At 52.8% G+C, this 22,812-nt stretch carries 24 protein-coding genes and 1 tRNA gene; 6 read left to right on the top strand and 19 right to left on the bottom strand.

What is annotated here, in order from left to right:
- Nucleotides 1-286: 286 nt before the first annotated feature.
- The 6 genes from nagZ to MKX76_RS04405 form a co-directional block, all read right to left on the bottom strand.
- Nucleotides 287-1,651 (bottom strand): beta-N-acetylhexosaminidase, encoded by a 1,365-nt coding sequence (nagZ, locus tag MKX76_RS04430; RefSeq protein WP_341033072.1) that lies wholly within the window; start codon nucleotides 1,649-1,651, stop codon nucleotides 287-289.
- An 87-nt stretch (nucleotides 1,652-1,738) separates the two neighbouring features.
- Nucleotides 1,739-1,894, bottom strand: a complete 156-nt coding sequence (locus tag MKX76_RS04425; protein WP_186311147.1) for a hypothetical protein — start codon at nucleotides 1,892-1,894, stop codon at nucleotides 1,739-1,741.
- A gap of 320 nt (nucleotides 1,895-2,214) precedes the next feature.
- Nucleotides 2,215-3,057 (bottom strand): DegV family protein, encoded by an 843-nt coding sequence (locus tag MKX76_RS04420; RefSeq protein ID WP_210095067.1) that lies wholly within the window; start codon nucleotides 3,055-3,057, stop codon nucleotides 2,215-2,217.
- A gap of 182 nt (nucleotides 3,058-3,239) precedes the next feature.
- Nucleotides 3,240-3,602, bottom strand: coding sequence for a GIY-YIG nuclease family protein (locus MKX76_RS04415; RefSeq protein ID WP_007128545.1), 363 nt, complete (start codon nucleotides 3,600-3,602; stop codon nucleotides 3,240-3,242).
- Nucleotides 3,603-3,746: 144 nt separating this feature from the next.
- Entirely contained in the window at nucleotides 3,747-4,502 is a 756-nt protein-coding gene (locus MKX76_RS04410; protein ID WP_007128546.1) for a DUF2087 domain-containing protein, read from the bottom strand.
- A 269-nt stretch (nucleotides 4,503-4,771) separates the two neighbouring features.
- Nucleotides 4,772-6,091, bottom strand: coding sequence for a sulfatase-like hydrolase/transferase (locus tag MKX76_RS04405; protein WP_210095069.1), 1,320 nt, complete (start codon nucleotides 6,089-6,091; stop codon nucleotides 4,772-4,774).
- Between the two features lie 156 nt (nucleotides 6,092-6,247).
- Between MKX76_RS04405 and MKX76_RS04400 the strand changes: the two genes are divergently transcribed.
- Nucleotides 6,248-7,129: a helix-turn-helix domain-containing protein gene (locus tag MKX76_RS04400; RefSeq protein ID WP_144869259.1), complete on the top strand. Its 882-nt coding sequence runs from the start codon at nucleotides 6,248-6,250 to the stop codon at nucleotides 7,127-7,129.
- A gap of 272 nt (nucleotides 7,130-7,401) precedes the next feature.
- Nucleotides 7,402-8,739, top strand: a complete 1,338-nt coding sequence (locus MKX76_RS04395) for an MFS transporter (protein ID WP_341033071.1) — start codon at nucleotides 7,402-7,404, stop codon at nucleotides 8,737-8,739.
- Here MKX76_RS04395 and MKX76_RS04390 read toward each other — a convergent pair.
- The 4 genes from MKX76_RS04390 to MKX76_RS04375 all read right to left on the bottom strand — a co-directional run bounded on the left by MKX76_RS04390 (nucleotide 8,729) and on the right by MKX76_RS04375 (nucleotide 12,567).
- A complete protein-coding gene (locus MKX76_RS04390; protein WP_341033070.1) occupies nucleotides 8,729-9,406 on the bottom strand; it encodes a DUF4166 domain-containing protein in 678 nt (225 codons plus the stop codon). The genes MKX76_RS04395 and MKX76_RS04390 overlap by 11 nt on opposite strands.
- Nucleotides 9,390-10,352 carry a DoxX-like family protein gene (locus MKX76_RS04385; RefSeq protein ID WP_341033069.1) on the bottom strand — a complete coding sequence of 321 codons (963 nt, stop codon included), beginning with the start codon at nucleotides 10,350-10,352 and terminating at the stop codon, nucleotides 9,390-9,392. The genes MKX76_RS04390 and MKX76_RS04385 overlap by 17 nt, the downstream gene beginning before the upstream one ends.
- A gap of 215 nt (nucleotides 10,353-10,567) precedes the next feature.
- Nucleotides 10,568-11,200, bottom strand: coding sequence for a response regulator transcription factor (locus tag MKX76_RS04380; protein WP_007128552.1), 633 nt, complete (start codon nucleotides 11,198-11,200; stop codon nucleotides 10,568-10,570).
- Nucleotides 11,197-12,567 carry a sensor histidine kinase gene (locus MKX76_RS04375; RefSeq protein WP_340900228.1) on the bottom strand — a complete coding sequence of 457 codons (1,371 nt, stop codon included), beginning with the start codon at nucleotides 12,565-12,567 and terminating at the stop codon, nucleotides 11,197-11,199. Before MKX76_RS04375 ends, MKX76_RS04380 begins: the two co-directional genes overlap by 4 nt.
- Before the next feature lie 161 nt (nucleotides 12,568-12,728).
- On the opposite strand from MKX76_RS04375, the gene MKX76_RS04370 reads away from it, so the two are divergent.
- The 3 genes from MKX76_RS04370 to MKX76_RS04360 are packed head-to-tail and all read left to right on the top strand — an operon-like array spanning nucleotide 12,729 to nucleotide 16,232.
- On the top strand, nucleotides 12,729-13,442 hold the full coding sequence (locus MKX76_RS04370) for a polyphosphate polymerase domain-containing protein (RefSeq protein ID WP_007128554.1): 714 nt from the start codon (nucleotides 12,729-12,731) through the stop codon (nucleotides 13,440-13,442).
- A gap of 3 nt (nucleotides 13,443-13,445) precedes the next feature.
- Nucleotides 13,446-14,144 carry a DUF4956 domain-containing protein gene (locus MKX76_RS04365; RefSeq protein WP_007128555.1) on the top strand — a complete coding sequence of 233 codons (699 nt, stop codon included), beginning with the start codon at nucleotides 13,446-13,448 and terminating at the stop codon, nucleotides 14,142-14,144.
- Between the two features lie 18 nt (nucleotides 14,145-14,162).
- Nucleotides 14,163-16,232, top strand: a complete 2,070-nt coding sequence (locus MKX76_RS04360) for a CotH kinase family protein (RefSeq protein WP_341033067.1) — start codon at nucleotides 14,163-14,165, stop codon at nucleotides 16,230-16,232.
- An 81-nt stretch (nucleotides 16,233-16,313) separates the two neighbouring features.
- Here the strand turns inward: MKX76_RS04360 and MKX76_RS04355 are convergent, their stop codons facing one another.
- The 8 genes from MKX76_RS04355 to MKX76_RS04320 form a co-directional block, all read right to left on the bottom strand.
- Entirely contained in the window at nucleotides 16,314-16,637 is a 324-nt protein-coding gene (locus MKX76_RS04355; RefSeq protein ID WP_251537280.1) for a hypothetical protein, read from the bottom strand.
- 175 nt (nucleotides 16,638-16,812) lie between these two features.
- Nucleotides 16,813-17,466 (bottom strand): TVP38/TMEM64 family protein, encoded by a 654-nt coding sequence (locus tag MKX76_RS04350; protein ID WP_007128558.1) that lies wholly within the window; start codon nucleotides 17,464-17,466, stop codon nucleotides 16,813-16,815.
- 119 nt (nucleotides 17,467-17,585) lie between these two features.
- Nucleotides 17,586-18,047 (bottom strand): DinB family protein, encoded by a 462-nt coding sequence (locus MKX76_RS04345; protein ID WP_210095077.1) that lies wholly within the window; start codon nucleotides 18,045-18,047, stop codon nucleotides 17,586-17,588.
- On the bottom strand, nucleotides 18,040-18,636 hold the full coding sequence (locus tag MKX76_RS04340) for a DUF4269 domain-containing protein (RefSeq protein ID WP_341033066.1): 597 nt from the start codon (nucleotides 18,634-18,636) through the stop codon (nucleotides 18,040-18,042). The genes MKX76_RS04345 and MKX76_RS04340 overlap by 8 nt, the downstream gene beginning before the upstream one ends.
- Before the next feature lie 131 nt (nucleotides 18,637-18,767).
- Complete coding sequence (locus MKX76_RS04335; RefSeq protein ID WP_341033065.1) at nucleotides 18,768-19,574, bottom strand: GNAT family N-acetyltransferase; 807 nt, start codon at nucleotides 19,572-19,574, stop codon at nucleotides 18,768-18,770.
- A 95-nt stretch (nucleotides 19,575-19,669) separates the two neighbouring features.
- Nucleotides 19,670-20,383 carry a DsbA family protein gene (locus MKX76_RS04330; protein ID WP_144869298.1) on the bottom strand — a complete coding sequence of 238 codons (714 nt, stop codon included), beginning with the start codon at nucleotides 20,381-20,383 and terminating at the stop codon, nucleotides 19,670-19,672.
- A 143-nt stretch (nucleotides 20,384-20,526) separates the two neighbouring features.
- Nucleotides 20,527-20,787, bottom strand: coding sequence for a YqkE family protein (locus tag MKX76_RS04325; RefSeq protein ID WP_007128563.1), 261 nt, complete (start codon nucleotides 20,785-20,787; stop codon nucleotides 20,527-20,529).
- Nucleotides 20,788-20,905: 118 nt separating this feature from the next.
- Nucleotides 20,906-20,978: transfer RNA gene (locus MKX76_RS04320), tRNA-His, on the bottom strand.
- Between the two features lie 291 nt (nucleotides 20,979-21,269).
- Here MKX76_RS04320 and MKX76_RS04315 point away from each other — a divergent pair.
- Nucleotides 21,270-22,118 carry an alpha/beta hydrolase family protein gene (locus tag MKX76_RS04315; protein ID WP_341033063.1) on the top strand — a complete coding sequence of 283 codons (849 nt, stop codon included), beginning with the start codon at nucleotides 21,270-21,272 and terminating at the stop codon, nucleotides 22,116-22,118.
- 52 nt (nucleotides 22,119-22,170) lie between these two features.
- Here MKX76_RS04315 and MKX76_RS04310 read toward each other — a convergent pair whose 3' ends face one another.
- A complete protein-coding gene (locus MKX76_RS04310) occupies nucleotides 22,171-22,626 on the bottom strand; it encodes a RidA family protein (RefSeq protein ID WP_028406282.1) in 456 nt (151 codons plus the stop codon).
- Nucleotides 22,627-22,812 lie beyond the last annotated feature (186 nt).

The following is a 22,812-nucleotide window of genomic DNA, read 5'->3' as shown; positions in this document are numbered from 1 at the left end:
ATAATTATTTATCCTTCATTCTATCATATTACGCCTATTTTTTCAACTTCTAATATATTCTAGTTCCAGCACGGCAATCTCTTTTGAAGAGGTTGCCTTTTTTGATTGAAATACGTACCGGGAGATCCAAAGGGGCATTCGTTGCTCAATCCCGGGAATGCCTGTTGTAGTATATGTTCACGGATGTTCTTCAAGTACATAAGGATGGCGAGAACGGGCCAAGACCGGATCATGACGAAATCAGTCCCCCTGTCCTGCCTTGGCTTGACGCTGAAGGAGAAAAGGCTTACTTTATCTCCTTCAGCACTGCCCTCGTATCCTCATTTAACCGTTCGATGTCCGGCATGTCCGCCGGCTCGTCGTTCAATTGGTACCGCTGCTTGAGCGCCAGGGTTGCCAGCACGCGTTCATCCAGCACCTCCCCGGAAATCACGCCCGATTCCACGGCCTCCGTGATGGCTTGAATGACAGCCTCCTCCTGTGCATAATCGTGTCCGATCATGACGATATTGGTTCCGGCCAAGATCGACTTTACCGCGGCCTCGCCGGCATCGATATTCTTCGTAATGGCACCCATTGTCATGTCGTCCGTGATGACGACACCATCAAAGCCCAGCTCCTGCCTTAACAGATCCGTGATGACCGCCTTGGAATAGGAGGACGGCGTTATCTCATCAATCGCCGTCATAAGCAGATGCCCGACCATCACAACGTCTGCGCCTTGCTCGATCGCTTTACGGAATGGCGCAATCTCCAGCTCATGCAGCCGCTTTATATCATGAGTTACGACAGGAAGCCCAAGATGGGAATCGACTGAGGTATCGCCATGGCCCGGGAAGTGCTTCACGACCGGCACGACGCCCGCTTCCTGAATCCCTTTCATGGAAGCAATGCCCTGCCTGCCCACCTCTTCTGCCGTCTCACCGAAGGAACGGTCCCCGATCACCGGGTTGTCCGGATTGCTGTTCACATCAAGCACCGGCGCATAGACCATGTTTATACCGATCGAGCCTACTTTCCGTCCAATAAGCTCGCCGACCTGACGGGTGACGTCGGGGTCATTCCCGCTCCCCACCTTTCCGCTTGACGGCAGCTTGACATATTCCTCCGGGAAGCGGGTGACCCGCCCTCCTTCCTCATCAATGCTCAGCCATAGCGGCACCGGATTAGACGCATTCGCCTTTTTCAGCTCGTTAAGCAGCGTTACGGCTTGGCTGGTGCTAGCGATATTATCCTTAAAGAAAATAAACCCGCCGACGTGGTAGGAATCCAGCATCTTGCGGGCGACGTCGTCCATGCGCGTACCCTCGATCCCGACCATGACAAGCTGGCCAATCTTCTCTTTGTCTGTCATTTTGGAGAGCTGTGCGGCTGCGGCAGCCATTGCAGGGTCTGAAGCTGCCCCGTTTCCCTTGGACGGATCCCCTTCCTCTTCAGAATCCGAAGCCCCCGTGTTACTTGCGGGCCCACCCTGCTCCTCGTGTTCAGCAGGCGGCTTGGCGGCGTCGCCTTCCTGCTGCTGTCCATTCCCGGATGCCGAATCCGCAGATCCGCTTCCCGGCATATTGGTTCCTGCTCCGCCTTGACAAGCCGGCAGCATCAAGATCATGACCAGAATGATCGCCCATATCCCTGCTTGCTTATGTTTCATTAACTGCTTCATCTTCTTAGAGCCACCACCCTTTTTATTAACCTTGCTACGTATTTATTCGGCCCCGAAACTTCAATTTCCTTTTTCCTAACCGATCAGGTTCAGCTGCCTGGCCTGTTCCTCCGTCAAGATGAATTGTTCCGTGTCGGCGATTTTGTCGTCCTCATTTAGACCGAACATCAGCATAACGTCATCCCATATTTTCCGTTCCATCGCTTCGGCTTGCGTAATGATAATCTTCACAATGGGTCACTCCTTCCTGTTTCGCTCATTGATCTTCTTCTTCACATCCGGCTCAAACTTGGCCTATTACCTATACAACCTGTTCCACGGATTCGAATCTCTCGGCCCTCCAAAGCCATTACCCACCCTAGTATGGATGCATGCTCGGCGTACGGATTCGAACCGCTGACAGCTTCCTGCAGGCGGTATCGCTCTTTCCATGTCAGAGGAAATCCGCCATATGCGCACTTTCGCATGAACAGCAGCAACAAACTGCGGCCGTGAAGCAGGAAAGAGCCTGCAGTTAACTTCTGCAGGCTCTACCAATAATATGTCAATGATTATGCAGGATAATGCCGAATCCAGGACATCGCGATCGTTCCTTCGCCGGCATGAACGCCGACGACCGGGATGAACGTCATGACTTCCGTCTTCACGCTCGGATGCGCGCCGCTGATTTCCTTCCGAAGCTCCTCCGCTTCCTCCTCGTTGTTCGCATGCATAATGCAGACCTTTTTAATCATTTGAATCTCATGCTTCAACGTCTCCAGCATTCGCTGTCTGGCCTTCTTGAACGTGCGGATCTTATCCTCCACAATCACTTTGCCCTCTTCGAACCGAAGCAACAGATGGATCCGGAGCAGATTGCTCAGAAGCAGCTGCGTCCCGGATACTCTGCCGCTGCTGTGCAGCCGGTGAAGACTGGCGGGGATCAGATAGAAGGACATATTATGGACCAAGGCCTGGATTTTCTCCTTGATCGTCTGTACGGTATCGCCCTGCTTGTGCCACTCAATGCCGGATCGTATCATCTCGCGGAGCGGAAAGGCTCCTGCTCTCGAATCTATTCCTACCACGGGTACCTCAGCTATTTCGGCAGCCTGGATCGACGAATGCAATGTCCCGCTCAGCTCGGACGAGCAATGGATCGCAATGACATCATCATATTTTCCCTTCAGGGATTCGTATAACTCGATGAATTCCCCGATCGGAGGCTGTGAGCTGCTGACTTTGGGTTCATCCTTCATTTTCTCGTAAAAGGCTTCAGCCGTCACATCAATGCCTTCCCGATACGTTTCTTGTCCAAGAATCAATCGCAAGGGCACAATATAGATATGATGGTCCCGGGCGAACGCGGGATCGATCGTGCTTGTGCTGTCGGTAACCCATGCTATGGATCTCATTATGTTGTTCACGTCTCGCTTTCGTATTTATGAAATAGTTATGGAAGCGATTTAAGCCGCTGAACCCATCATATCTCACCATAGCTGCGCATGCAAATGGAAGGAATATCTCCACTGTATTCGTATTTTTGCAAAATCGACATTCGCGGTTTTGCAGGATTGTCGTGGAATGGTCCCTATTCTTATCCGTTATTTTTAGGCGGCGGGTTGTATCCTTTTTCGCCAAACGGCTCAAGCTTCCGAATCCAATGCTCTTCCCGCTTATTCACCGCGTCCTTCATATCGAAGAAGACGCCCGGCTTAGGCTCGATCTGCTCCAAAATTTCAAATTCAAACGCATCCTCGCCAAATTCGTTCCACTCCTGCTGCAGCGTTTTGTTATAGCTGGTTCCCATCTGCAGTTCAAAGCGCTTGCCGTTCATCGTTTTCAAGTTCGGCGTGCCCGCGACAAACACCTTTCCATTCACCTTGTTCCGGATTTGGTAGACACCGGCGATGATCTTGATTTCCTTGTACATCTGCGTCAATTCCGCTCTACGGTTCATTGTTACCTTGCCTCCTCTTGTATTACTGCACTGCCTCTAACAACCCGGGCTCTAAGCTTCCCGATGCTACAGCCTTAGACCATAAGTACAAGCTGGCTGTTCGGCTCTTGATTGTTCCTGTTAACTGCCCACCAACGTGACCAGCTATGTCGTCAGCCAATATTCACTGCCATCATCCTTCCGGTCGATAAAGCCGTATTCGACCAAATAACGACGAATCGTAACGTAATCGGGATTATCGCGGCCGATCAAATCATTAACCTCCGTCTCAGTGTATACCCTGCCGGGCTCAAAGCGAGTCGCGATTTCCCGAAGCACGACATACTTCTGCTTCTCCCTAAGCTTGAAGGTCTTCAGCGGGCCTTGAGTTCCGTGCGGAAACACCTTTGCCAAAATCGCCTGCCGCTCCTCCTCCGTTACGTTATAGCGTTCATCGACCATTCGGGCTTGCTTCGGAATTTCCACGATCGCCGGCGCATGATTATCCTTCTCTTTAAGCAGCTCCATCATGGTCAACAGCACCTTCGACTGGCGTTCCTTCTCCTTCAGCGCAAACCGGTGATTTCGGATCGTGGACGCGCTGCCGATCCCCATCTCCTGCTGGACTTCCTTATCGCTCTTCCCTTGATAAAACAGCTGCAGCAGCCGGTTTTGATGCTCAGTCAGCCCTGTCAATTTTTTATCCAAGCCCGACAAATATTGAAATACCGAGCCATGCTCACGCTGAATGTGAACCTTCATGTATCGTTCAGCTTCATACAGCTTGTCATGATCGGGGTAAATGATCCCCTTCTCGACGGATTTACCGCATAACAGGCACATGAAGCCTGCCTCGTCCTCAACATAGCCCCGCTTCAATTCATCGACCGACGCATTCCAAAATCGTTCCGTATGATCCAATTCAACCACCACTTTTCATATATTGAGCATCATGTTAATCATATATTGATTATATAGACATTTTGTTATTATGTCTATTATTTCAACGAAATACAATGGATCAGCCTATATTGCCAGATCGGAGGATTTATACTTACCTTTGCCCCATTTCGCTCTATTAAAAAATATTCGGAAAATAAAACCTGCTGTCGTCAAAATTGAAAAAGCCCCGTTACCGGGGCTTCATTGCACGACCACTAGGACTTCATTGATACACTTTACAGCCAAGCTTATGATCTACTTGCTTCTACTTCCTCATACCAAGCTTGAACGTCCCGGCTTAGCCGCTCCACGATCTCAGGGTGAAGATCCGCCAGATTGGAGCGCTCCCCGGGATCCTTCGACAGATCGGACAGATGAACCTTATCCGGCACCAGGCGCTCGAAATCAAGCTTCCCGTTCAGCACCAGCTTCCAATCGCCTTCCCGAACGGCCAGTTGGCCTTGGTACTCCCAGAACAATTGCTTATGCGGCGACGGCTCGCCCATTAGCAGCATTTCCTTCAGGCTGCTTCCATCCAGCTCTGCGCCTTCAAGCGGTCCTGTCGCTGGATCGACGCCAGCCAGATCCAGAAAGGTCGGTACGATGTCCATCATAACTCCAACCTCATCGCGTACTTGTCCGCCTTCCAATCCGTTCGGCCAGCTCAGTATGGCAGGTTCACGGATTCCGCCCTCGAACAGGCTTGCTTTATGTCCCCGAAAGATTCCCGCGGTCCCGCCGTAATACACGTCTTCCGTTCCGTCGAGCCAGTTCCGGCTCTCGGAGGACGGTCCGTTATCGCTGGAGAAGAAGATGACCGTATTCTCGTAACAACCGGCAGCCTTCAGGGCCTTCACGATCTCCCCCACGCCGTCATCCACCGCGGCAATCATGGCAGCCATGACCTGCCGATCCCAAGGCAAATGAGCAAACCGGTCCATGTATTCCTTCGGGGCATGCATCGGATAGTGCGGCGCATTGTACGATACGAACAAAAAGAACGGATCCTCCTGCTCTCGAGATCGCTTGATGAAATCAACCGAACGTTCCGTGATCAATTCTGTCATATACCGGCCGTTCTCCCAAACCTCCGTTTCGTTTTCCCATAGATCATGCAGAGGATTGACGCCATGGCCTTGGCCCCAGTAAAAAATATGCGAGTAAAAATCGATGCAGCCCGCCTTAAATCCGAAAAACTCATCAAACCCATGCGCGTTCGGACTGGTTTCCTCGGATACGCCAAGATGCCATTTTCCATACAATGCCGTTCGATACCCCGCGGGCTTGAGCGCCTTCGCCAGTGTCACTTCGGTGGAGGGAAGTCCATCCAATCCGCGCTTTGCCCCCAGGATTTCGCCTACTCCCGCTCGGGCCGGATATTTGCCTGTCAATAAAGAGGCTCTTGACGGAGAGCAGACCGGAGAGTTGGAATACCAATTCGTAAAACGAATGCCTTCACCCGCCAAACTATCCAGATTTGGGGTTGTCACAGTATCGGATCCATAACATCCAAGGTCCCCATAACCTAGATCATCACAATAAATAACGATAAAATTCGGTTGTTTCATGTCTCCATTCACCTCTACCATGCATGACTTGTACCTCATCATCGTAACCTTTGGCAGGACTGCGCGGAATGCTCAATTCTTGCAATCGTTATACAATATGTTGCATAGTTTGAAATAACAAAAGAAATGGCTGAGGCATAGCCGGCAGGAGGAACCATGACATTTAATAACCTTCACTCATCCAGAGAAGAATACTTTAACAACCCGGCTTCATTTGAAACTCAATTGGGTTTATGGATATACAAATCCGGTTCTCAACCCTTTTTCACTGAAAAAGTCGGTCCCCGGTCCGTCGAGTTCTATAGTATACATTTCGTTGCCAGCGGCAAGGTAAGATTCGGTTGGGACGGCAGCAGCGTCTCCCTCTCGGAAGGGGATCTGTTCTGCCTCTTCCCCGGTTCGGTCTATACGTACGTCAAGGATTGCGACCAGCCGTCTACCACGATCACCTGGACGGCTTTTATGGGCGAGCAAATGCCATCCATATTGAAGCATGTCGAGTTATGTGCGGAGCGGCCCTATCGTCAACATGCATTCGGGGACAACGCCTTGGCTGTCATCAAGGAGATTCAACGATTGCTCCGGCAGCCCCAGCTGGACCATAGCCTTCAGCTGATGTCGCTGGGCTTCCAATTGATCCACAGCATCGATCCGAACCGGCACCGGAACCCAGCCTCTTCTTCGGCTGCGTCCGACTGGCTTGAATCCATCCCCGGGTATATGCAGCTTCATTGCACGGAGAATTTGTCCGTGGAACAGCTCGCAGCTTGGGCCGGCGTTCATCGCAGTCATTTCACCCGAGCGTTTACCCGCAGGTACGGCATCTCCCCGTCCCGCTACATGCAGCAGTTGATCATGGAAAAAGCAACCCGCCTGTTATCCGCCGAGGGCACCAGCATTACGCATACCGCCTTATCCCTGGGGTATTCGGATTTGTTTACCTTCTCCCGTGCCTTCACACGGTATTTCGGAATAACCCCGAGTGCTTTCATGAAGACACAACGCCTTTTAACTCCAGCACGAGAAGAGCATCCTTGATTTACGGCGATCCACTTGGATACTATCGAGATCTGCCTGGATACTATGCGATCCATCTGGATGCTATCGGGATTCATCTGATGTTGTTTTGGCCTCCAGGCAGCCCGGATGGATTTTCGACTCTGCCTTCCGTCAGCAGCGCCCTAAGCGGCTTCGCCTTTTCCATAATATGGGCACTGTTTTTCTGGCTCTCCTACAATCTCTTCTTCCTCCTATGAAGCGAACCTGCTAAAATATAGAGGTTGCTGCTGTCAAAATTAGGGGGTATCATCATGGGAATTATACAACGGTCAGCAAATGAGCTGCGAACCTGGCCGCGTAATATTAAGCTTTTTTTCCTTGCCAATGTGCTGTACCAGTTCGGTACAGGCATGTTCAGCGTGCTCTACAATCTGTACATACAAAGCCTCGGCTATAATGATTCCATGAACGGTACCGTAGTCAGCGTTCAATCCCTGGCTACCGCGCTGATGTTTATCCCGATCGGCTTGATCGGAGACCGCACCAGCCGCAAACGGATCCTGGTGCTCGGCGCTTTGCTCAGCGGTGCAGGATTGATCGCCCGCTCCCTCTTTGAAAGCGAATTCAGCTTAATGGGGCTGGCAATATACACCGGATTGTTCGCTTCGTTCTTCCAGGTGCTCGCCATTCCTTTTCTGGCGGAAAACACGCCGAAGCAGGCGCGCATGCGCATCTTCAGCATTCACGCCTCCCTTGTGCTTGCTTCCCAGGTGCTTGGCAGCATGGGAGGGGGATTCCTGGCCGATGCCCTGCAGGCGCTGGGCATGAACAAAGTCGGCAGCTTGAAGTTCGCACTGCTCATCGGGGGCGTTGCCACCTTCGCTGCCTTCGTTCCGCTGCTATTTACAACCGACAAGCGGGAATCACTCGAACCGCAGCCTGTCCATCCCGACCAGGAAACGGTACCGAAGCAGCAGCCGTCCTTCACGAAAGACAAGCCTTCACTGCAGCCTGCAGCGGCCGGTCCCGGTAAGACATCACACCGCGAAGATTATAGAATCATCGGCCAATTCGCCTTGGCCCAGCTGCTGATCGGGCTGGGCTCGGGCCTCGTCGTGCCGTATCTGAATCTGTATTTCACGAACCGGTTCTCGGTATCGCTCTCGGCGGTCGGCATTCTGATCTCCCTGGGACAAGTGATGACGATCGTATCCATGCTGATCGGACCTACGCTGGTTAACCGGGTCGGCGCCGTTCGGGCCGTCGTCTATTTTCAGGTCATGTCCCTGCCTTTCCTGGTGCTGACCGGCTTTACCAACATCCTGATCGTGGCGTCCATCGGATTCCTGTTCCGTCAAGCACTGATGAACGCGGCCAACCCGATCCAATCCTCCATTCTGATCGACCGGGTACCGGACGACAAACGCGGAATCGCAAATTCCGTGACCCAGACGGCGTTCATGATGGGCTGGGCGACGATGGGCCCGGTGCAGTCCGCTTTGGTTACCACCTACGGCAGCTATTGGGGTTATGCGATCACCTTTTGCATCACCGGCACGCTTTACGTCTTCTCGTCGTTTCTGTATTACCGCATGTTCCGGGAGCCTAAGCGTAAGAAGGTGCCTGAATCCGCCGCGTCTACGCTCTAGCTTCTTCGCGCAGCGGCTTGACATGCGAAGGAACGCCGCTGCCCCGAGTCGAAATGAATCGGGCCTGAAAGCTTCCGCGATAGCGGAAAACAGGCCCGAACAGCGGGTTAAACACATCCACCCGAATCCGGTAGGTTTGATGCCGGTCATCATACCATTCGCACACGTCGGCCGTTCCCGTGAGTCCCGCCGGAAAGCGAAACCCAAGCCACCCCTCGTAGAACCGCTGCTCGCCTGAGCGAATACATATTCCGCCATTACCGCTGACCGACACTTCAAGGTCTACCGCTAAATGCTGCTTGCTTCCCAGATAATCCACGATGCCGTTTCGCTCTTGGCTGTAAATCATCGTCGCGTCAAACCTTCTAATGCCCGATGGAAATTGAAAGCTTCTGCACCAAGTCACCGTCTCTCGTCCGTAACGATCCAAATAGGCGTAGTTCTCAATCCGAAACGGGATATGGAGTCCCCGTTCAGGGAACATAATGTGGCGCACCGTTCCGATGTAGAGCGGGAGCTTTGCCCAGCGGGCATACCAAATCTCATCCATAGTCCCTTCGCCGATCGAGGCCACCATATCCTTGCTGCCGAATTCGAACCTCTCCTGGATTTTGGGATGAAGCTTCCGAAATTCCCGGCCTAGCGCCTGCTCATAAATGGATATCATGGGCTCTCTCCTCCTTCTGCCGCACCTTGCTTGTCCTTGGAGTGCCCGGCTCCCGCAAGCATCGGGAAGCACTTGGCAAATCTGTCGAAGACCAGGAGGCAAGCAGACATAGAACGAGCATCGTGCCGCTCAGAAGCAGCGGATTGAACGGTGCTTTAAGCCAGGCAGGCTCCGGGATGAGCGCTCCCAGCATCAGTCCCGCCAGCAGGACGGACTCAAGCCTGTACCACCACCGGCTCTTATGAAATGTAAGGCTGATCAAGCCAATACATATCTCAAAAACGCCCAGCATTCCAAGGATTGCGCGTTCCTGACCGCTCCACCAGCCGATGTGCTGCAGCATCTCCAGCTCCCCGCCCTCCGGGAACAGCAGCTTCGGCACCAATCCTTCGTAGATCCACAGCAGTGCCAGCGTCAATACGCTGCAAGCATGGATCCATGTTTGCCGGATCGACACGGCAGGCGGAATGCTCCTCTCCAGCCACAGCCGCAGCACGTCAAAGCTCCAGGCTGTAGCCTTCCCGAACATCGGACGAAACACCAGCCGGTCAAACCAAGCGCCGATCAGGCCAAATCGTGTCTTGTAATCGTATTGGGTCGCGAAGGTTGTGACCCCTCTCCCTCCATCCCGGTATCGCCAGTATCCGCTGCCTTCGCGGATCAAAGAGATGTTCTGATCAGAGCCAAAACGCAGCACTGACATCCGCTCCCCGTCTTCCCGTCGCGAAAACGCATGGGTCACCCCAATTCCGGTGATCGTAAGACCGAATCCGATTCGGGTCTTATATAGAAACCGCTGATGCTTGGAATCGCCTTTAGGCAAGTAATGGATGCTCGAGAACCGCACGTCCCACTGCTGATGCAGCTCCGGACGCTGCGTATGCTTCCACAGCGTATCGAGATCCGACTCGATATCAATCTCCACATAGATCGGCTTTCTCTTCATGCTCAGACTCCTCCATACCAGCTTCATTACCGGCGTAACTGCATTTTCGTTCACCGGGTATTCATGCATTCAGCATACAGCCGAATCCACTTTCCCGTTAGTTCCGACTTTCATAGAACCACAACCAAAAAAGGTACTACGTTTCGTAGTACCCCCCACAATAAATACGCTATGTTTTTGGCTCAAAACCTTGCACCGGGCGTTCGCCCTAACCGCTAACGATCCTTTATGATCCCTTTTCGCCGCACCTTTTCAACGGCTTCTTTGCCGCTCTTTACGCCGAGCTTTTTCAGGATTTTATTAATTTGATTCTTTAACGTGCTTTCCGATTTGAACAGCTTATGCTCGATCTGCGCATGGGTGTATCCTTTCTCCATCAGCTCGAATACCTCCCGTTCCGCATGTGTTAAGCCCCGCAGCTGCTCCTCCCGCTTCAACCGGGAAAATTCCTTCAGCAGCGCCTCCATCGGACCGGCATGCAGCAAGGCACCGCGGATCGCCCCCGGCAGCTCCTTGAACCTCGCCTTTTCGATATATTGCACGGCTCCTGCCGTAAAGGCCTGTGTGATCGTCTGCTCGTCATCCATGGAGGTTAACATGATCACCTTGGCCTGCGGCCTGATTTCCAAAATGTCGGCGGCCGTGTAAATGCCGTCCAGCTGTCCCGGGGTGAGCTGTATGTCCATCAACACAACATCAAACGAAAGGACGCGTGCCATGGCGGCTGCCTGCTCCGGCGTCTGGGCGGCCCCCGCTACCAGCATGTCCTCCTGTCCGTTCAGAAAAACAGTCATCGCCTTGATCCAATCGGGATCGTCTTCAACCAGAAAAATTTGTATCGGGCTCATTCCTCTCCCCTTCCTGCCAGTCGTACCAACACCCGGCGGGGGAAATACAGGGACACTTCGGTTCCTTCCCCCTGGCGGCTCTCCATGCCTATCGATCCCCCGCTTTTTTTCATCACATGGTATGCGTAGGAAAGACCTAATCCGTAATTGTTTCGTCGATCCTTCTTGGTGCTGTAAAAAGGTTCAAATACCCGCGCCTGGAGCCCATCCGGAATACCGTTGCCATAATCCTTGACCGAGACCACCGCGCCCCGTCGTCCGGCATCGACCGTCAATTCGATCACCCCGGCCCCGGGCGTAGCCTCGACTGCATTTTGCAGCAGGTTGCCCGCCGCCTCGGTAACATGAACCGGATCGATCAGCAGCCACGGGCGCTGCCGGATGTGGAGCTTGACCTCAACCCCATGACTGCGCAGCATTTCGTGCTCGCGCTGCAAGAGCTCCTTGACCAGATGATCCAGCCGAACCGGCTGCGCCTTCAGGACGAGCTCCTTCGTTTGCTGCTGAATCCTCTCCGTCATGGCAAGGAGATGCTCCGACGCCTGTGTGATGATCCCGAGCTGCTCAAGCGCAGCCCCTTGGTTCGGCTGCAACATTTGCTTCACATTTTCCGTGCTCAGAGCGATTTTTCCGATTTCATTCTTGAGGGTGTGGTTCAGCAGGGAGGTTCCCGTCGAAACCGCCTGCATCGTACGGTCTATCGGATCCCGTTCAACCTTCAGCCGCATGCCGAGCACACCATAAACGAACAGGCAGATCAACCCGACGACGAACGAATATACGATCAGCAGCGATACATATTGAAAGAAATCGTAACCGGGGTACAAGAGGCTCCCGACATTAATCAGTAGCATCACACCCAGCAGCGTAGGGACCATAATCATGGCCGTGATCAGCAGACTTCTGCGTCTGTTCGGATTCATTTCTTGTACATAGGCCCGAATTAATAAATAGCACGATATGAAATAGTACGGAGCTGTCCAGACAAGCAGCAGCCCGAAATCGATCCGATGCTCAGGAGAAACGATGACTTGGAGTACCGTTACAAGCGGGGGCAACAGCAGCCCGAGCTTGAAGTACCTCAGCTTGACCGGATCGATCTGCTGCCGGGTGTACACGATGCAAAATACGAGCACCCCGTAAGGCGACATCGCATGATTGAAGCTTTGAATGATCGGCTCAAATGAAGCCGGTATAAAGCCGTCCGGCTCAAGGAGTGCGGTTAAGCCGCCTACGCCTGAGCTGAATAAGAAGAAAGCCGCCCAGCGATTCACCTCTTGCCGCGGCTGGTTCGCCAGCAGCACGATTGCCGCGATCCATAAGGCCGCCACATAGTATAGCATTTCACATCGCCCTATCTCTTTCATTTTCTAGTTTCATCCTACCATACCTGTTCGACAAATGGAGCACGCTTTACATCACGAAAACACTCAGTTTACATTCAGCTGGATTTAAGCCAGAAATCAGAAACGATTGATAGCATGGTTTCAGAAGCAAATAAGCGAACTGACAGAAATGAGGTGGAAGCATGAACAAAGGATTGAAATACCGGAATGAACTGAAGTTTTTTGTCAACATGCATCAATACCGGATCATCCGGCAGCGGTTGAACCATTTGATCCGTCACGATAACCATGCGGGACCGTCCGGAGAATACCATATTCGAAGCCTGTATTTCGACGATATCAATAATAAGGCGCTGCACGAGAAGCTGGCCGGCGTCCGGGACCGCGTAAAATACCGGATTCGCATCTATAACGTGAAGGACGACGTGATCCATTTTGAGAAAAAGATAAAGTTCCGCGACTACATCGCGAAGCTGAAAGAGCCCCTTACCCGGGAGATGACGGACCGGATTATGGCGGGGGATTACGAATGTCTGTACCAGCCGGACAAGCCTCTGATGATGGAGCTCTATCACGAGATGAAGCATAACCTGCTGCGCCCGAAGGTCATCGTCGATTATGTCCGTGAACCGTACGTATGCGCAAACGGCAATGTCCGGATCACGTTCGACAAGGAGCTGCGCACAGGGCTCCACTCGGTGGATCTGTTCAACCGGGAGCTGCTGCCGATCCAGGCTATTGATGAGAATCTGATCATTCTTGAAGTCAAGTATGACGAGTATATACCGGATTACATCAAGATTGCCCTGCAGCTGGAGGGACTTCAGCGACAGTCCGCATCGAAATACGTTATTTGCCGAAAATTTTTAAAATATAACGCTTGGGAGGATCAATAATTCATGAATGCAACGTCTAACGAAACGACCAACTTTTCTAATATTATCAAAAAATCCGTCCTCGAGAACTTCGCATCCGATATCAGCATCGCCAAAATATTGATTACGCTTGCCATCGCTTTTGTCATCGGATTGTTTATATATCTGCTGTATAAACGGGTTTTCAGCGGGGTGCTCTATTCGAAGAGCTTCAACGTGTCCCTGATCGGAATGACCATGATTACGGCGGTTGTGATCATCGCCATCAACTCCAATCTCGTGCTCTCGCTCGGTATGGTCGGCGCGCTGTCCATCGTTCGTTTCCGGACCCCGATCAAAGACCCGACCGATTTGATCTTTCTGTTCTGGGCAGCTGTTGCAGGCATCGTAACCGGCGCAGGTTTCTATACGCTGGCGGCAATCGGTTCCGTGGTCGTAGGCCTCATTCTGTTCTTCTTCATAAAAAAAGCGTCAGTCGACACCCCCTATCTTCTTGTCGTCCATTGCCAAGACGAGCAGAGTGAGCAGGCGGTTCGCACTCGCATCGCCGAAGCGGTAAAACGTTACAATCTGAAGCAAAAAACCGTTTCAAACGGGAACATCGAGCTGACGGTGGAAGTCAGACTGAAGGATGCCGAGGGCGAATTCGTCAACAAGCTGTCCGGACTCCCCGGCGTCCATAACGCGGTCCTGATCAGTTACAGCGGCGATTATGTATCCTAAGACAGGTGGTGTCTCGATATGAAAACAAAATATGCCGCAGCTCCCCTGTCCCTTCTGCTGGCCTTGATGCTCATCTTATCCGGCTGTCAGGATTGGCTGGCACCCCGTGCAAGCCAAGCAAATGAGGCGGAGGATGGGAGCGCAACCGCGCAGGAGAGCGTGTCCACGGTGTTCCCGAAGGAGCAGGTCATCGATGTGAAGATTACGATCGATGAAGCGGATTTTGCGGATATGATCGACAATGCCGAAGCGGAGGAGTATAAAGAGGCGTCGGTTGATTATAACGGGCAGAAGTTCGAACATGTCGGCATCCGGACCAAAGGCAACTTGAGCTTGCGGAGCGTGGTCAACTCCGACTCCGATCGTTATAGCTTCAAGCTGTCCTTCAATGAATATGTGAATCAAACGCTGGACGGGATCAGCAAAATCAATCTCAACAACAACTACAGCGACGCAACGTACATGAGAGAATTTCTCGCCTACGAGCTGGCGGCATCCGCTGGCCTGCCAACGCCTGGCTTCTCGTACGTAAATGTCTATATTAACGGCGAGCTTTGGGGATTCTACCTTGCCGTCGAGCAGATCGGTGATTCTTATCTGGAGCGCCACTTCGGGAATGCATACGGCGCCTTGTATAAGGGCGTCATGACCGGCGCCGGCAGCGATCTGACCTGGCTCGGTCAGGATCCGGATTCGTACACGGGCCTAGAAATGAAGTCCAAATCCTCCAATGACGACGTTCTGATCGACATGCTGGATGAGCTGAATAACGGTTCCGATTACGAGCAGGTTCTTGATGTGGACCAGGCACTGAGGTATATCGCCCTAAATGTGGCCGCATCGAATATGGACAGCTATCTCGGCATGAACAAACAGAATTATTATTTATATGAGAATAAGGGCGTCTTCTCCATTCTCCCTTGGGACTATAACATGGCCTTTGGAGGGTTCGGCGGTTCCGGCATCCTGATCGACGAACCGACCCAAGGGGCCGTAGCCGAGCGGCCGCTCGTTGCGAAGCTCCTGGAGGTGGATGAATACAAGGAGGGCTATCACGCCATCCTTCAGGACATGCTGGATGGATACCTCAAGCAGGAAACGTTCGCGAAGCGCGTGGAACAGCTCAAGGCGCTGATATCCGAGCACGTGCAGCAGGATCCGCGGCCTTTCTATACGTACGAGCAGTACGAGGAAGCCGTGCCTGCCCTGCTCACATTCGTCCAGCAATCAACGGAGAATATCCAGCAGCAGCTGGACGGCACGCTCCCTTCTTCCGGAGACGGCAGCGGCAGCGGTGGCGGCATGGGTCCCGGAGGCTTGGGCGGCATGCGCCAGGGCGGTGCGGGCGGCATGCGGCCGGGCGATGCAGATCCTGCAGGCAGCATGCCGCAGGGTGAAGCAGGTCCTGCTGGCGGTATCGGCGGTATGCCCGAGGATGCCGCTGGCACTGCAAACAGAGCCAGCGGTAATATGGAGCAGGATAATGCGGGGGCTGCTAAGAGCGATACTGGCCTGGGCGCTGCTGACGATACCAACGGCGGTATACCGCAGAATGGCCCGGGCGCTGCTGAAGGTGCCAACGGCGGACAGGACGTGACACCGCAAGCGGATCGCGGGATAACCGCTAACAGCTCCGGCAACACGGCGACAAACACGGTGGCCGATAGCGCAGCCGCAGCAAATCGCACGGCCGATAACAAGAACACCGTTCCCGCATCGCAGGCGCAGGCTGGTGAACAAACACCGGAGCTGTCGCAGCAGCAATCACAGCAAGAAGCCCAGCAACCATTCCAACAGGACGCAGCTGCCCAAGGAGCGGTGCCCGGGAATGCGTCAGCCCCGGACACCAACGCTCAAACCGGGCAGCCGAATGCCAATCAGGAGCAGCAAACGAATCGCTTTGGCGAATTCGGCGGCGGGATGGGCGGCGGAATGCCGGGCGGCCGGGGCATGGGACTGCAGGATTGGAACAACAGTCAAGACCAGGAGCAAGGGAATATGCAAGAGCTGGTCTATACCGGGATCTCCATCCTCCTTCTCATTGCGGCCTGTCTTATCGTTACGCTGTATAAACGCAAAAAGCTGTAACTCACATCTCATCAACACATAACAAGCTCCATTCATTCCAAAGCGAATGAATGGAGCTTGTTGGTTACATACCATATTCCTTTATGCTAAACGCCCAAGTAAATCCAGAATGACAGGCAGCGCAATCATAACGGCTGCGGCGGTAATCGTCACAGCTGTCATCTGGCGGGACATTCTCCGCTGCGTGGCCTTGGAGCGGTACCATCCGCCAAACTGCAGACGATTACGGTACAGAACCATAAACCCAAGCACATTCCCTAAGAACAGGAACAGGATATAATAGTCTTTCCATAACACCCATGACTGCAAAACAGCCAGTTCGATATTCGTTACGATCGCAGTACCGAGCATGAATAAGACCATCATTCGGACGATTTCCAGCATGGCGCTTCCCAGCTTGGCCATCACGCACCCCTCCCCTCATACTATGATCAGCGTGGACAGTTCCGGACCAGCCGGAAGCCTTCTAACACTTCTATGATATCCCGTAATCGCACACCATCGGCGTAGGTTATCTCATCTCTAGGCCGTGCATGCACCGATCACGATGGTTCAATCCCCTGCTAACCGCATGACAACATCAAGGTGCTTCGCTGTTCAGGTCGGTAACGGGAGAATGCTCCGCCTTCTTCGCATGGCTGTTTACATAATAGCTTTCCAGCCGCCGGCTCCCCCATAAGGAAAGAGCGATAAAGGCCAGAACGCCGACAAGCTTATACGGCTCGGCTGCAATGTCGGACAGGTTCGCACCTATATAGGATACGCAGAATACCATAATGCCTTTTCCTAATGTTACGGCCAGCAGGTAGGATAGGATATGCATTCTCGCCAGACCGGCGGCAATATTAACGGCAACAAACGGACCGACCGGTAAAATGCCGAGCAAGAACACGTAACTGAACCCGTTCTTCTGAATCCATCGCATTCCCCGCTGTACCTTGGGCTTGGCTGCCCAGCGCGCGAGAAAGCGGCTGTCGGATATTTTCCTCACCAGGAGAAAGGTTGTCAGGCAGCCTGCGATCATGCCGATCCAAGAATACAGGAACCCTTCCCATAACCCGTATACGGCGGCATTCACCCCTACGATCACAATCGTCGGCATTGGCGGAACGAAGGATTTCATGAAGGTCAGCAGGATCCCCGGCAAAGGGCCAAGCGCTCTGAACTGCTCCAGAAACCATTCCAGGTTGCTCTCCGTAAAATAAGACGTGATATCCAAATAACCCGTCGGCATTGCGTTCACTCATTTCTATCGTCAGTTGCCTATAGTATAAATCAATACCGACCCTGAATCTATATAAGGATTAGCTTGCTTTTCAGGGAGCCGGTGTCAGTCCAGCACTCAGCTTACACTTACCCGATCAGCTCCAGCTGTCTTAGGTGATGTTTGTCATGCCAAATAAAATCCTTCATAAACTGCGCGACCTTAAACGGATGACCGTCTTTATCCGTGTAATCCCCGTCGTACACATCCTCCGGCATGGACCGGATCGCTTCGATCAGCTGCTCCCGCGCTGCAATCGTCTGGCGGACCAAATCCTCGGTTGTGCTTGCTTTCGCATAATCTCTGGCATTTTCATTAAACTCGTCATAGTTCAAGTGTTCAGAGGTCGGAGCTTCCCCGCGCGCAATCTTCTCAATCGCCTCTGCGAAAAAGTACTCGTCCCATCTGAAAATATGACAGACAACCTCGCGAACCGTCCACTTGCCTTCGGCCAGCGGGGTGCTCCACAACGTTTCATCCCGATCTGCAAGCTCCTTTACCCGATCGATCCATTCCCCATATTCGCTGAGCAGCTGTTCTTTCTCACTCATCTTCGTTCCTCTCCCTCGCTAATAATTTATGATAAAATCCGCTTAGTCTATCATCCGACCAGTTATACATGTCCAGCAGAGCTGCATAAGGATCGCCTGGAATTCCCAGCAGCTCCGCAAAAGCCGGCTCCGTCTTGATTCCCGCTTGCTTCAGTTCGATAATCCGTTCTCTTCCGGCTTCGCCTATCAGCTGAAGCAGCCGATACTCTACGACCATATGCCGGTATCCGTTCTGCTGTTTCGTCGGCACAGGCTGGCCGAATATTTCGAACATCCAGCCTTTGTACCGGAAGCGGACCACGATGCGATCCATGCCATTAACGTTTCGGCTAACGACCGACAGATCCGGCAGATGTCCGAAAACCTCGTGGATGGTCTGTTCAAATGCAGCGAAGTCCGTAACGCGGCAGGCGATATCGAGGTCACTTCCCGGGATGTCGATGCCAATAGGGATCGTGCCAACGAGAATCGGATCATACGGTGCCAGATGGGCAAACAGCCTCAGGTCATCCATGACGAGAGCGGCCTGCCTCTGCTTCTCGGTACCCTGATACAAATAATCGATATTCAGAAACTTTATGTCCTGCATGCTCAATCTTTTTCCTTTCCCGGCCTGCTGCACGCCATCGAACCAACCAACAAACTAACAAACAAAACCTCCCCGCAAATTAGGCCGCCGGTCTGGAAGAAGGATCGTATCCTGTAGCTATCCCCCAGGTCCTACCTTTCCGTCCACGTCGTCCGGACATATCCGAGCCGCATACCGACCGCTTCCATATTGCGGTGGCTTTGTGACAAGAACCCGCACTGGCCGACGACTAAGCTGCAGCCCGCTTGCTGGGCGATCCGAATCCGATGGCGAAGGAGCAGCCGATGCAGTCCGTGCCTGCGATATTCGGGCAGCGTCGCCCCGAAAGTTAGAGAGGCTATGCCTTCATTTATGTACATCACACCAGCCGCGGCAGGCTCATCCTGCACATAGGCAAGATAAAATCTCCAGCCTTTCCGCGCTGCGAGCACCCGGTTATTTGCGGCCACGGACGGAATCCCCTGATCAGGAAGTCCGGTTCCCCGGCAATGGATCGTCGCATACCGCTCGAACTCATGCTCGGTGACATGCCGGATCTCGATAGCCGGATCCGCCTCTTCCTCCATGTTGACCGGATGCATATACATCGAATTATGAAACCCTGACTGGTACAGCCCTCGTTCCGCAAGCGCCTTCAAAAGTTCCTCATTTGCCGTGGAGGGCACGATCTCGATCTGAAATCTCCGATCCCTCGACCGGTAGAAATCAACTATGGCATCCAGATGGCCGATGTCCTCCGATTGAATGCCTTTTACGGTGTTAAAGGAAAGCCACGGCATGGTCTTGCTGTACAGGCACAACGCATGGCCGAACCGTTCGATCAGGACGCCCTCCGGGTTGCCCGGCCGCTTCGCAATGGCATCCATCCGATCGTGCATGTACTCCGTTTCGGAGCGCTGAATATGTAAGATTACCTCTTTCGTTGGGAGCTCGTCCATGATAACCTCCATCGATCTGTGATAGGACGGCGATAAGAGAACAGCCTGAAGATCATACGAGCTATGCATCCTCAGGCTGTTTGTCTATCACCTATTTATTTCGTGCTGCCGGGCAGATCGCAGGATCCGTCGGCACATATCCCCGCATCCTTCTCGTTCACCATCACAAGCGGATGGGCTTCACGGTAGGCTTTCTCCAAAGCGTCCGTAAATACCTCAAGCGGCTGTGCGCCGGATACGCCGTACTTGCCTCCGAGCACGAAGAAAGGCACCCCGCGAATACCCAGCTGGTGGGCAGCCGCTTCATCAGCGCGTACTTCCGCGCTATATGCGTCACCATCAAGCACCGAATCTGCCTCTTCCCGCGACAAACCAACCTCGGCGGCCAGATCGGCCAGCAAGGAGCGGTCCTGCAGATTGCCGCCCTCTGTAAAGTGAGCGTAGAACAACCGCTCTGTCATCTCTTTCATTTTTCCATGCTGACTTGCAAAATGAACCAGTCGATGGGCATCGAAGGAATTCGCTGGAATGATGCGGTCCATGTGATACGTGAGGCCGACGCTTGCCGCCTGCTGCGTAACGTTGGCGTTCGCCGCCCGGGCTTGCTCAATGCTCATCCCGTATTTTGAAGCCAGCAATTCATCCATCGACACGCCCGGCTCATACGAAGCGTCCGGATCAAGCTCGAAGCTCCGGTAAACCACCTCGACCTGATCCTTATTCGGAAATAAGGCCAGTGCATTCTCGAAACGACGCTTTCCTATATAACAGAACGGACACATAAAATCCGACCAAATCTCAACCTTCATCGTCTTACCCCCTGCAAGCATGTATTTTACTTACTTATTGTAACTTTCTTTCTGGATTACTGCAAGGAAAGTCCTGTATCACCACATAAGGGAAAGGCAAATTCGGTCTTCTGATCGTAAAAAAGATGGCTATCGTCCACCTGTCATTTATATCGTTTCCAGTCCATATCACTGTTCTCCAGCAAATACTCAAAATCGTTATCACGGCGCTTCTGCTCCGCTGCGCGGGCGGCCTCGCGCTCCTGTCTTTCTTTCTCCAAACGCTCAGCCTCCGAGGCCTTTAATGTTTCGGAGGTTTCCTTCAATTTCTGAAGCAGCTCTGGGTTCAGAAGATCCTTTAACGTTGCCGGCTTGTCGGCCTGCGAAGCACTTGGAGCGGGCATGTTCCGTTTCTTTTTAGCCATATTCACTCACCTCGGTTTCCCCATCATTATACCATCTTCCATGCGGACTGACAGCACTGGAGGATGCAAAAAAAGAGGACCTGGCGGCCCTCTCTTCTCGTTTATGTATAATATAAAGGGCGATCGATGGGACTTGAACCCACGAATGCCGGAGCCACAATCCGGTGCGTTAACCCCTTCGCCACGACCGCCATCTTATAAATGGACTAGCTGTCCGGATAATTAATATAGCATAGGATTCAAGATTGTGCAAATTGTAAAAGTTGCCATCCAGATCCATGCATCTTCATCAAAACCCTGCTCTCGCGGATTGCCGGCCACTGCCGGATTGGATCGAAACATATTGATTTCTTTCTGCGGTAAATACTATACTAACGAGAATGTTGAAGAAACGGTTATTCGAAAAAAAAAACGAAAGCACGGGTGTACGAAAAATTACTAAAAACCGTTTGCATTGTGTTGCAGCTGGAGGTCGATTCATCATGATTTATCATATTGATTATCTTTCCGAAGCGCTTCATGTTAAGGGTTACCTGGGTCTTCCGCCTCAGCTTCCCCATGCGATTAGCCAGTCTATGGCTGACATAGCCGGTACTCAGCCCGGCGTTTCGGTCAAAGGCACACTGGCTTGCTCATGGCGCCCGGATAAACAATTTCAACATCCTGGCGAATCAACCCGCAAGCTTCCCCTCCTGATCTATTGCAGGGGCGGAATCGGCCGCGTCGGAGCGGTGCGCCTAAAGTGGATCGAAGAGTTCGCGATGCACGGCTTCGCGGTCTTCGCCCCTGCATATCGCGGAAACGAAGGCAGCGAGGGGCGGGATGAGTTCGGCGGAGCCGATACGATGGACGTCGTAAACGCAATCGATTGGCTCAGGAACATACCTTGGATCGACCCGGCCCGGATTTATCTGCTCGGCTTCTCCCGCGGTGCGATCAATGCCGCCAAGGCAGCGGTTATCTCGCCAGTAGTTGCGAAGCTCATTCTATGGAGCGGGGTATCGGACCTGGCCCAAACATATGAGGAACGGATCGACCTCAGACGGATGATGAAACGGGTTATCGGCGGCTCTCCGAACAAAGTGCCGGAGCGATATCTCGCTAGGTCTCCGCTGCATTACGCGGAGCAGCTTGAAATCCCGGTGCTAATCGTCCACGGGACCCTCGACGAGCAGGTCCTTATCGGGCACAGCTATCGAATGGCGGACAGGCTCGCGGAGCTTGGCCGGCAGGTGGAGACCCATTTCTACCGGGATCTGAAGCATCATTTTCCCCCGCCGCAGCATGAAGCGGCGGTTCATCGCATGTGCGATTGGCTGATGAAAGTTTAACGGCTCCCGGGTTTAGGCTCTCGGGATGCCTTCAGTTTGACCGCTGTCCCAATCAGACCTCCACCTGAAACATGGAATCAACAATCACCGGTAGTTGGTCCCTAAGGGATATCGCACCAAAGACGGACCGTGCATGACTTCCGTTATCCCCGAACACTTCAACCATTAGATCAGAGAAGCCGTTCAGCACCTTGTGATGCTCCTCATAATCCGGAGAAGCATGGATAAACCCTTGGACCTTGACTACGCGCTTCACATGATCGAGAGAGCCCAAAGCTTCCTTCAATACGGCCAGCACTTCGATGCCGGCGGAACGGGCGAAGGCATATCCCTGCTCGGTCGTATAATCTACCCCCAGCTTGCCTCTCGGATGACCCGCAGGACCTTTCCCGGACACATACATTATTCCGTCTACGATTACGTAATTGGCGTATTTCGCTGCAGGTACGCTAGCCGCAGGCAAAACGATCCCCATCTCCGCCAACCGCTGCTCCACATTCCGTCCCATGTCCGTCTACTCCCCTTTATCATATTTTCCATCGAATTTCGATTATTGTATCATGGAAATTTCCCTTTGCAAGCAAAATGCTGTTCCCCCTGCCTAAAGATTTCTTACTCGCTTAATTGTTGTTACCCTGATTTGAAAATTATGGATTGACAGTCGGCAAACGATCATTTACAGTATCTCATATAT

This window comes from Paenibacillus sp. FSL R5-0810 (assembly GCF_038002285.1).
Lineage (GTDB): Bacteria > Bacillota > Bacilli > Paenibacillales > Paenibacillaceae > Paenibacillus_AQ > Paenibacillus_AQ lactis.
This window is presented reverse-complemented; position numbering and strand designations above follow the sequence as displayed.

What these genes read in the sequence shown, in the direction of transcription:
- MKX76_RS04355 (WP_251537280.1), bottom strand. Translation starts at nt 16,637, where the DNA reads ATGGCCAAGCTGGGAAGCGCCATGCTGGAAATCGTCCGAATGATGGTC.
- MKX76_RS04420 (WP_210095067.1), bottom strand. Translation starts at nt 3,057, where the DNA reads ATGAGATCCATAGCATGGGTTACCGACAGCACAAGCACGATCGATCCC.
- MKX76_RS04365 (WP_007128555.1), top strand. Translation starts at nt 13,446, where the DNA reads ATGAATGCAACGTCTAACGAAACGACCAACTTTTCTAATATTATCAAA.
- MKX76_RS04350 (WP_007128558.1), bottom strand. Translation starts at nt 17,466, where the DNA reads ATGCCGACGGGTTATTTGGATATCACGTCTTATTTTACGGAGAGCAAC.
- MKX76_RS04385 (WP_341033069.1), bottom strand. Translation starts at nt 10,352, where the DNA reads ATGAAGAGAAAGCCGATCTATGTGGAGATTGATATCGAGTCGGATCTC.
- MKX76_RS04390 (WP_341033070.1), bottom strand. Translation starts at nt 9,406, where the DNA reads ATGATATCCATTTATGAGCAGGCGCTAGGCCGGGAATTTCGGAAGCTT.
- MKX76_RS04360 (WP_341033067.1), top strand. Translation starts at nt 14,163, where the DNA reads ATGAAAACAAAATATGCCGCAGCTCCCCTGTCCCTTCTGCTGGCCTTG.
- MKX76_RS04340 (WP_341033066.1), bottom strand. Translation starts at nt 18,636, where the DNA reads ATGCAGGACATAAAGTTTCTGAATATCGATTATTTGTATCAGGGTACC.
- MKX76_RS04375 (WP_340900228.1), bottom strand. Translation starts at nt 12,567, where the DNA reads ATGAAAGAGATAGGGCGATGTGAAATGCTATACTATGTGGCGGCCTTA.
- MKX76_RS04310 (WP_028406282.1), bottom strand. Translation starts at nt 22,626, where the DNA reads ATGGGACGGAATGTGGAGCAGCGGTTGGCGGAGATGGGGATCGTTTTG.
- MKX76_RS04415 (WP_007128545.1), bottom strand. Translation starts at nt 3,602, where the DNA reads ATGAACCGTAGAGCGGAATTGACGCAGATGTACAAGGAAATCAAGATC.
- MKX76_RS04330 (WP_144869298.1), bottom strand. Translation starts at nt 20,383, where the DNA reads ATGAAGGTTGAGATTTGGTCGGATTTTATGTGTCCGTTCTGTTATATA.
- MKX76_RS04370 (WP_007128554.1), top strand. Translation starts at nt 12,729, where the DNA reads ATGAACAAAGGATTGAAATACCGGAATGAACTGAAGTTTTTTGTCAAC.
- MKX76_RS04380 (WP_007128552.1), bottom strand. Translation starts at nt 11,200, where the DNA reads ATGAGCCCGATACAAATTTTTCTGGTTGAAGACGATCCCGATTGGATC.
- MKX76_RS04325 (WP_007128563.1), bottom strand. Translation starts at nt 20,787, where the DNA reads ATGGCTAAAAAGAAACGGAACATGCCCGCTCCAAGTGCTTCGCAGGCC.
- MKX76_RS04315 (WP_341033063.1), top strand. Translation starts at nt 21,270, where the DNA reads ATGATTTATCATATTGATTATCTTTCCGAAGCGCTTCATGTTAAGGGT.
- MKX76_RS04395 (WP_341033071.1), top strand. Translation starts at nt 7,402, where the DNA reads ATGGGAATTATACAACGGTCAGCAAATGAGCTGCGAACCTGGCCGCGT.
- MKX76_RS04405 (WP_210095069.1), bottom strand. Translation starts at nt 6,091, where the DNA reads ATGAAACAACCGAATTTTATCGTTATTTATTGTGATGATCTAGGTTAT.
- MKX76_RS04335 (WP_341033065.1), bottom strand. Translation starts at nt 19,574, where the DNA reads ATGGACGAGCTCCCAACGAAAGAGGTAATCTTACATATTCAGCGCTCC.
- MKX76_RS04400 (WP_144869259.1), top strand. Translation starts at nt 6,248, where the DNA reads ATGACATTTAATAACCTTCACTCATCCAGAGAAGAATACTTTAACAAC.
- MKX76_RS04345 (WP_210095077.1), bottom strand. Translation starts at nt 18,047, where the DNA reads ATGAGTGAGAAAGAACAGCTGCTCAGCGAATATGGGGAATGGATCGAT.
- nagZ (WP_341033072.1), bottom strand. Translation starts at nt 1,651, where the DNA reads ATGAAACATAAGCAAGCAGGGATATGGGCGATCATTCTGGTCATGATC.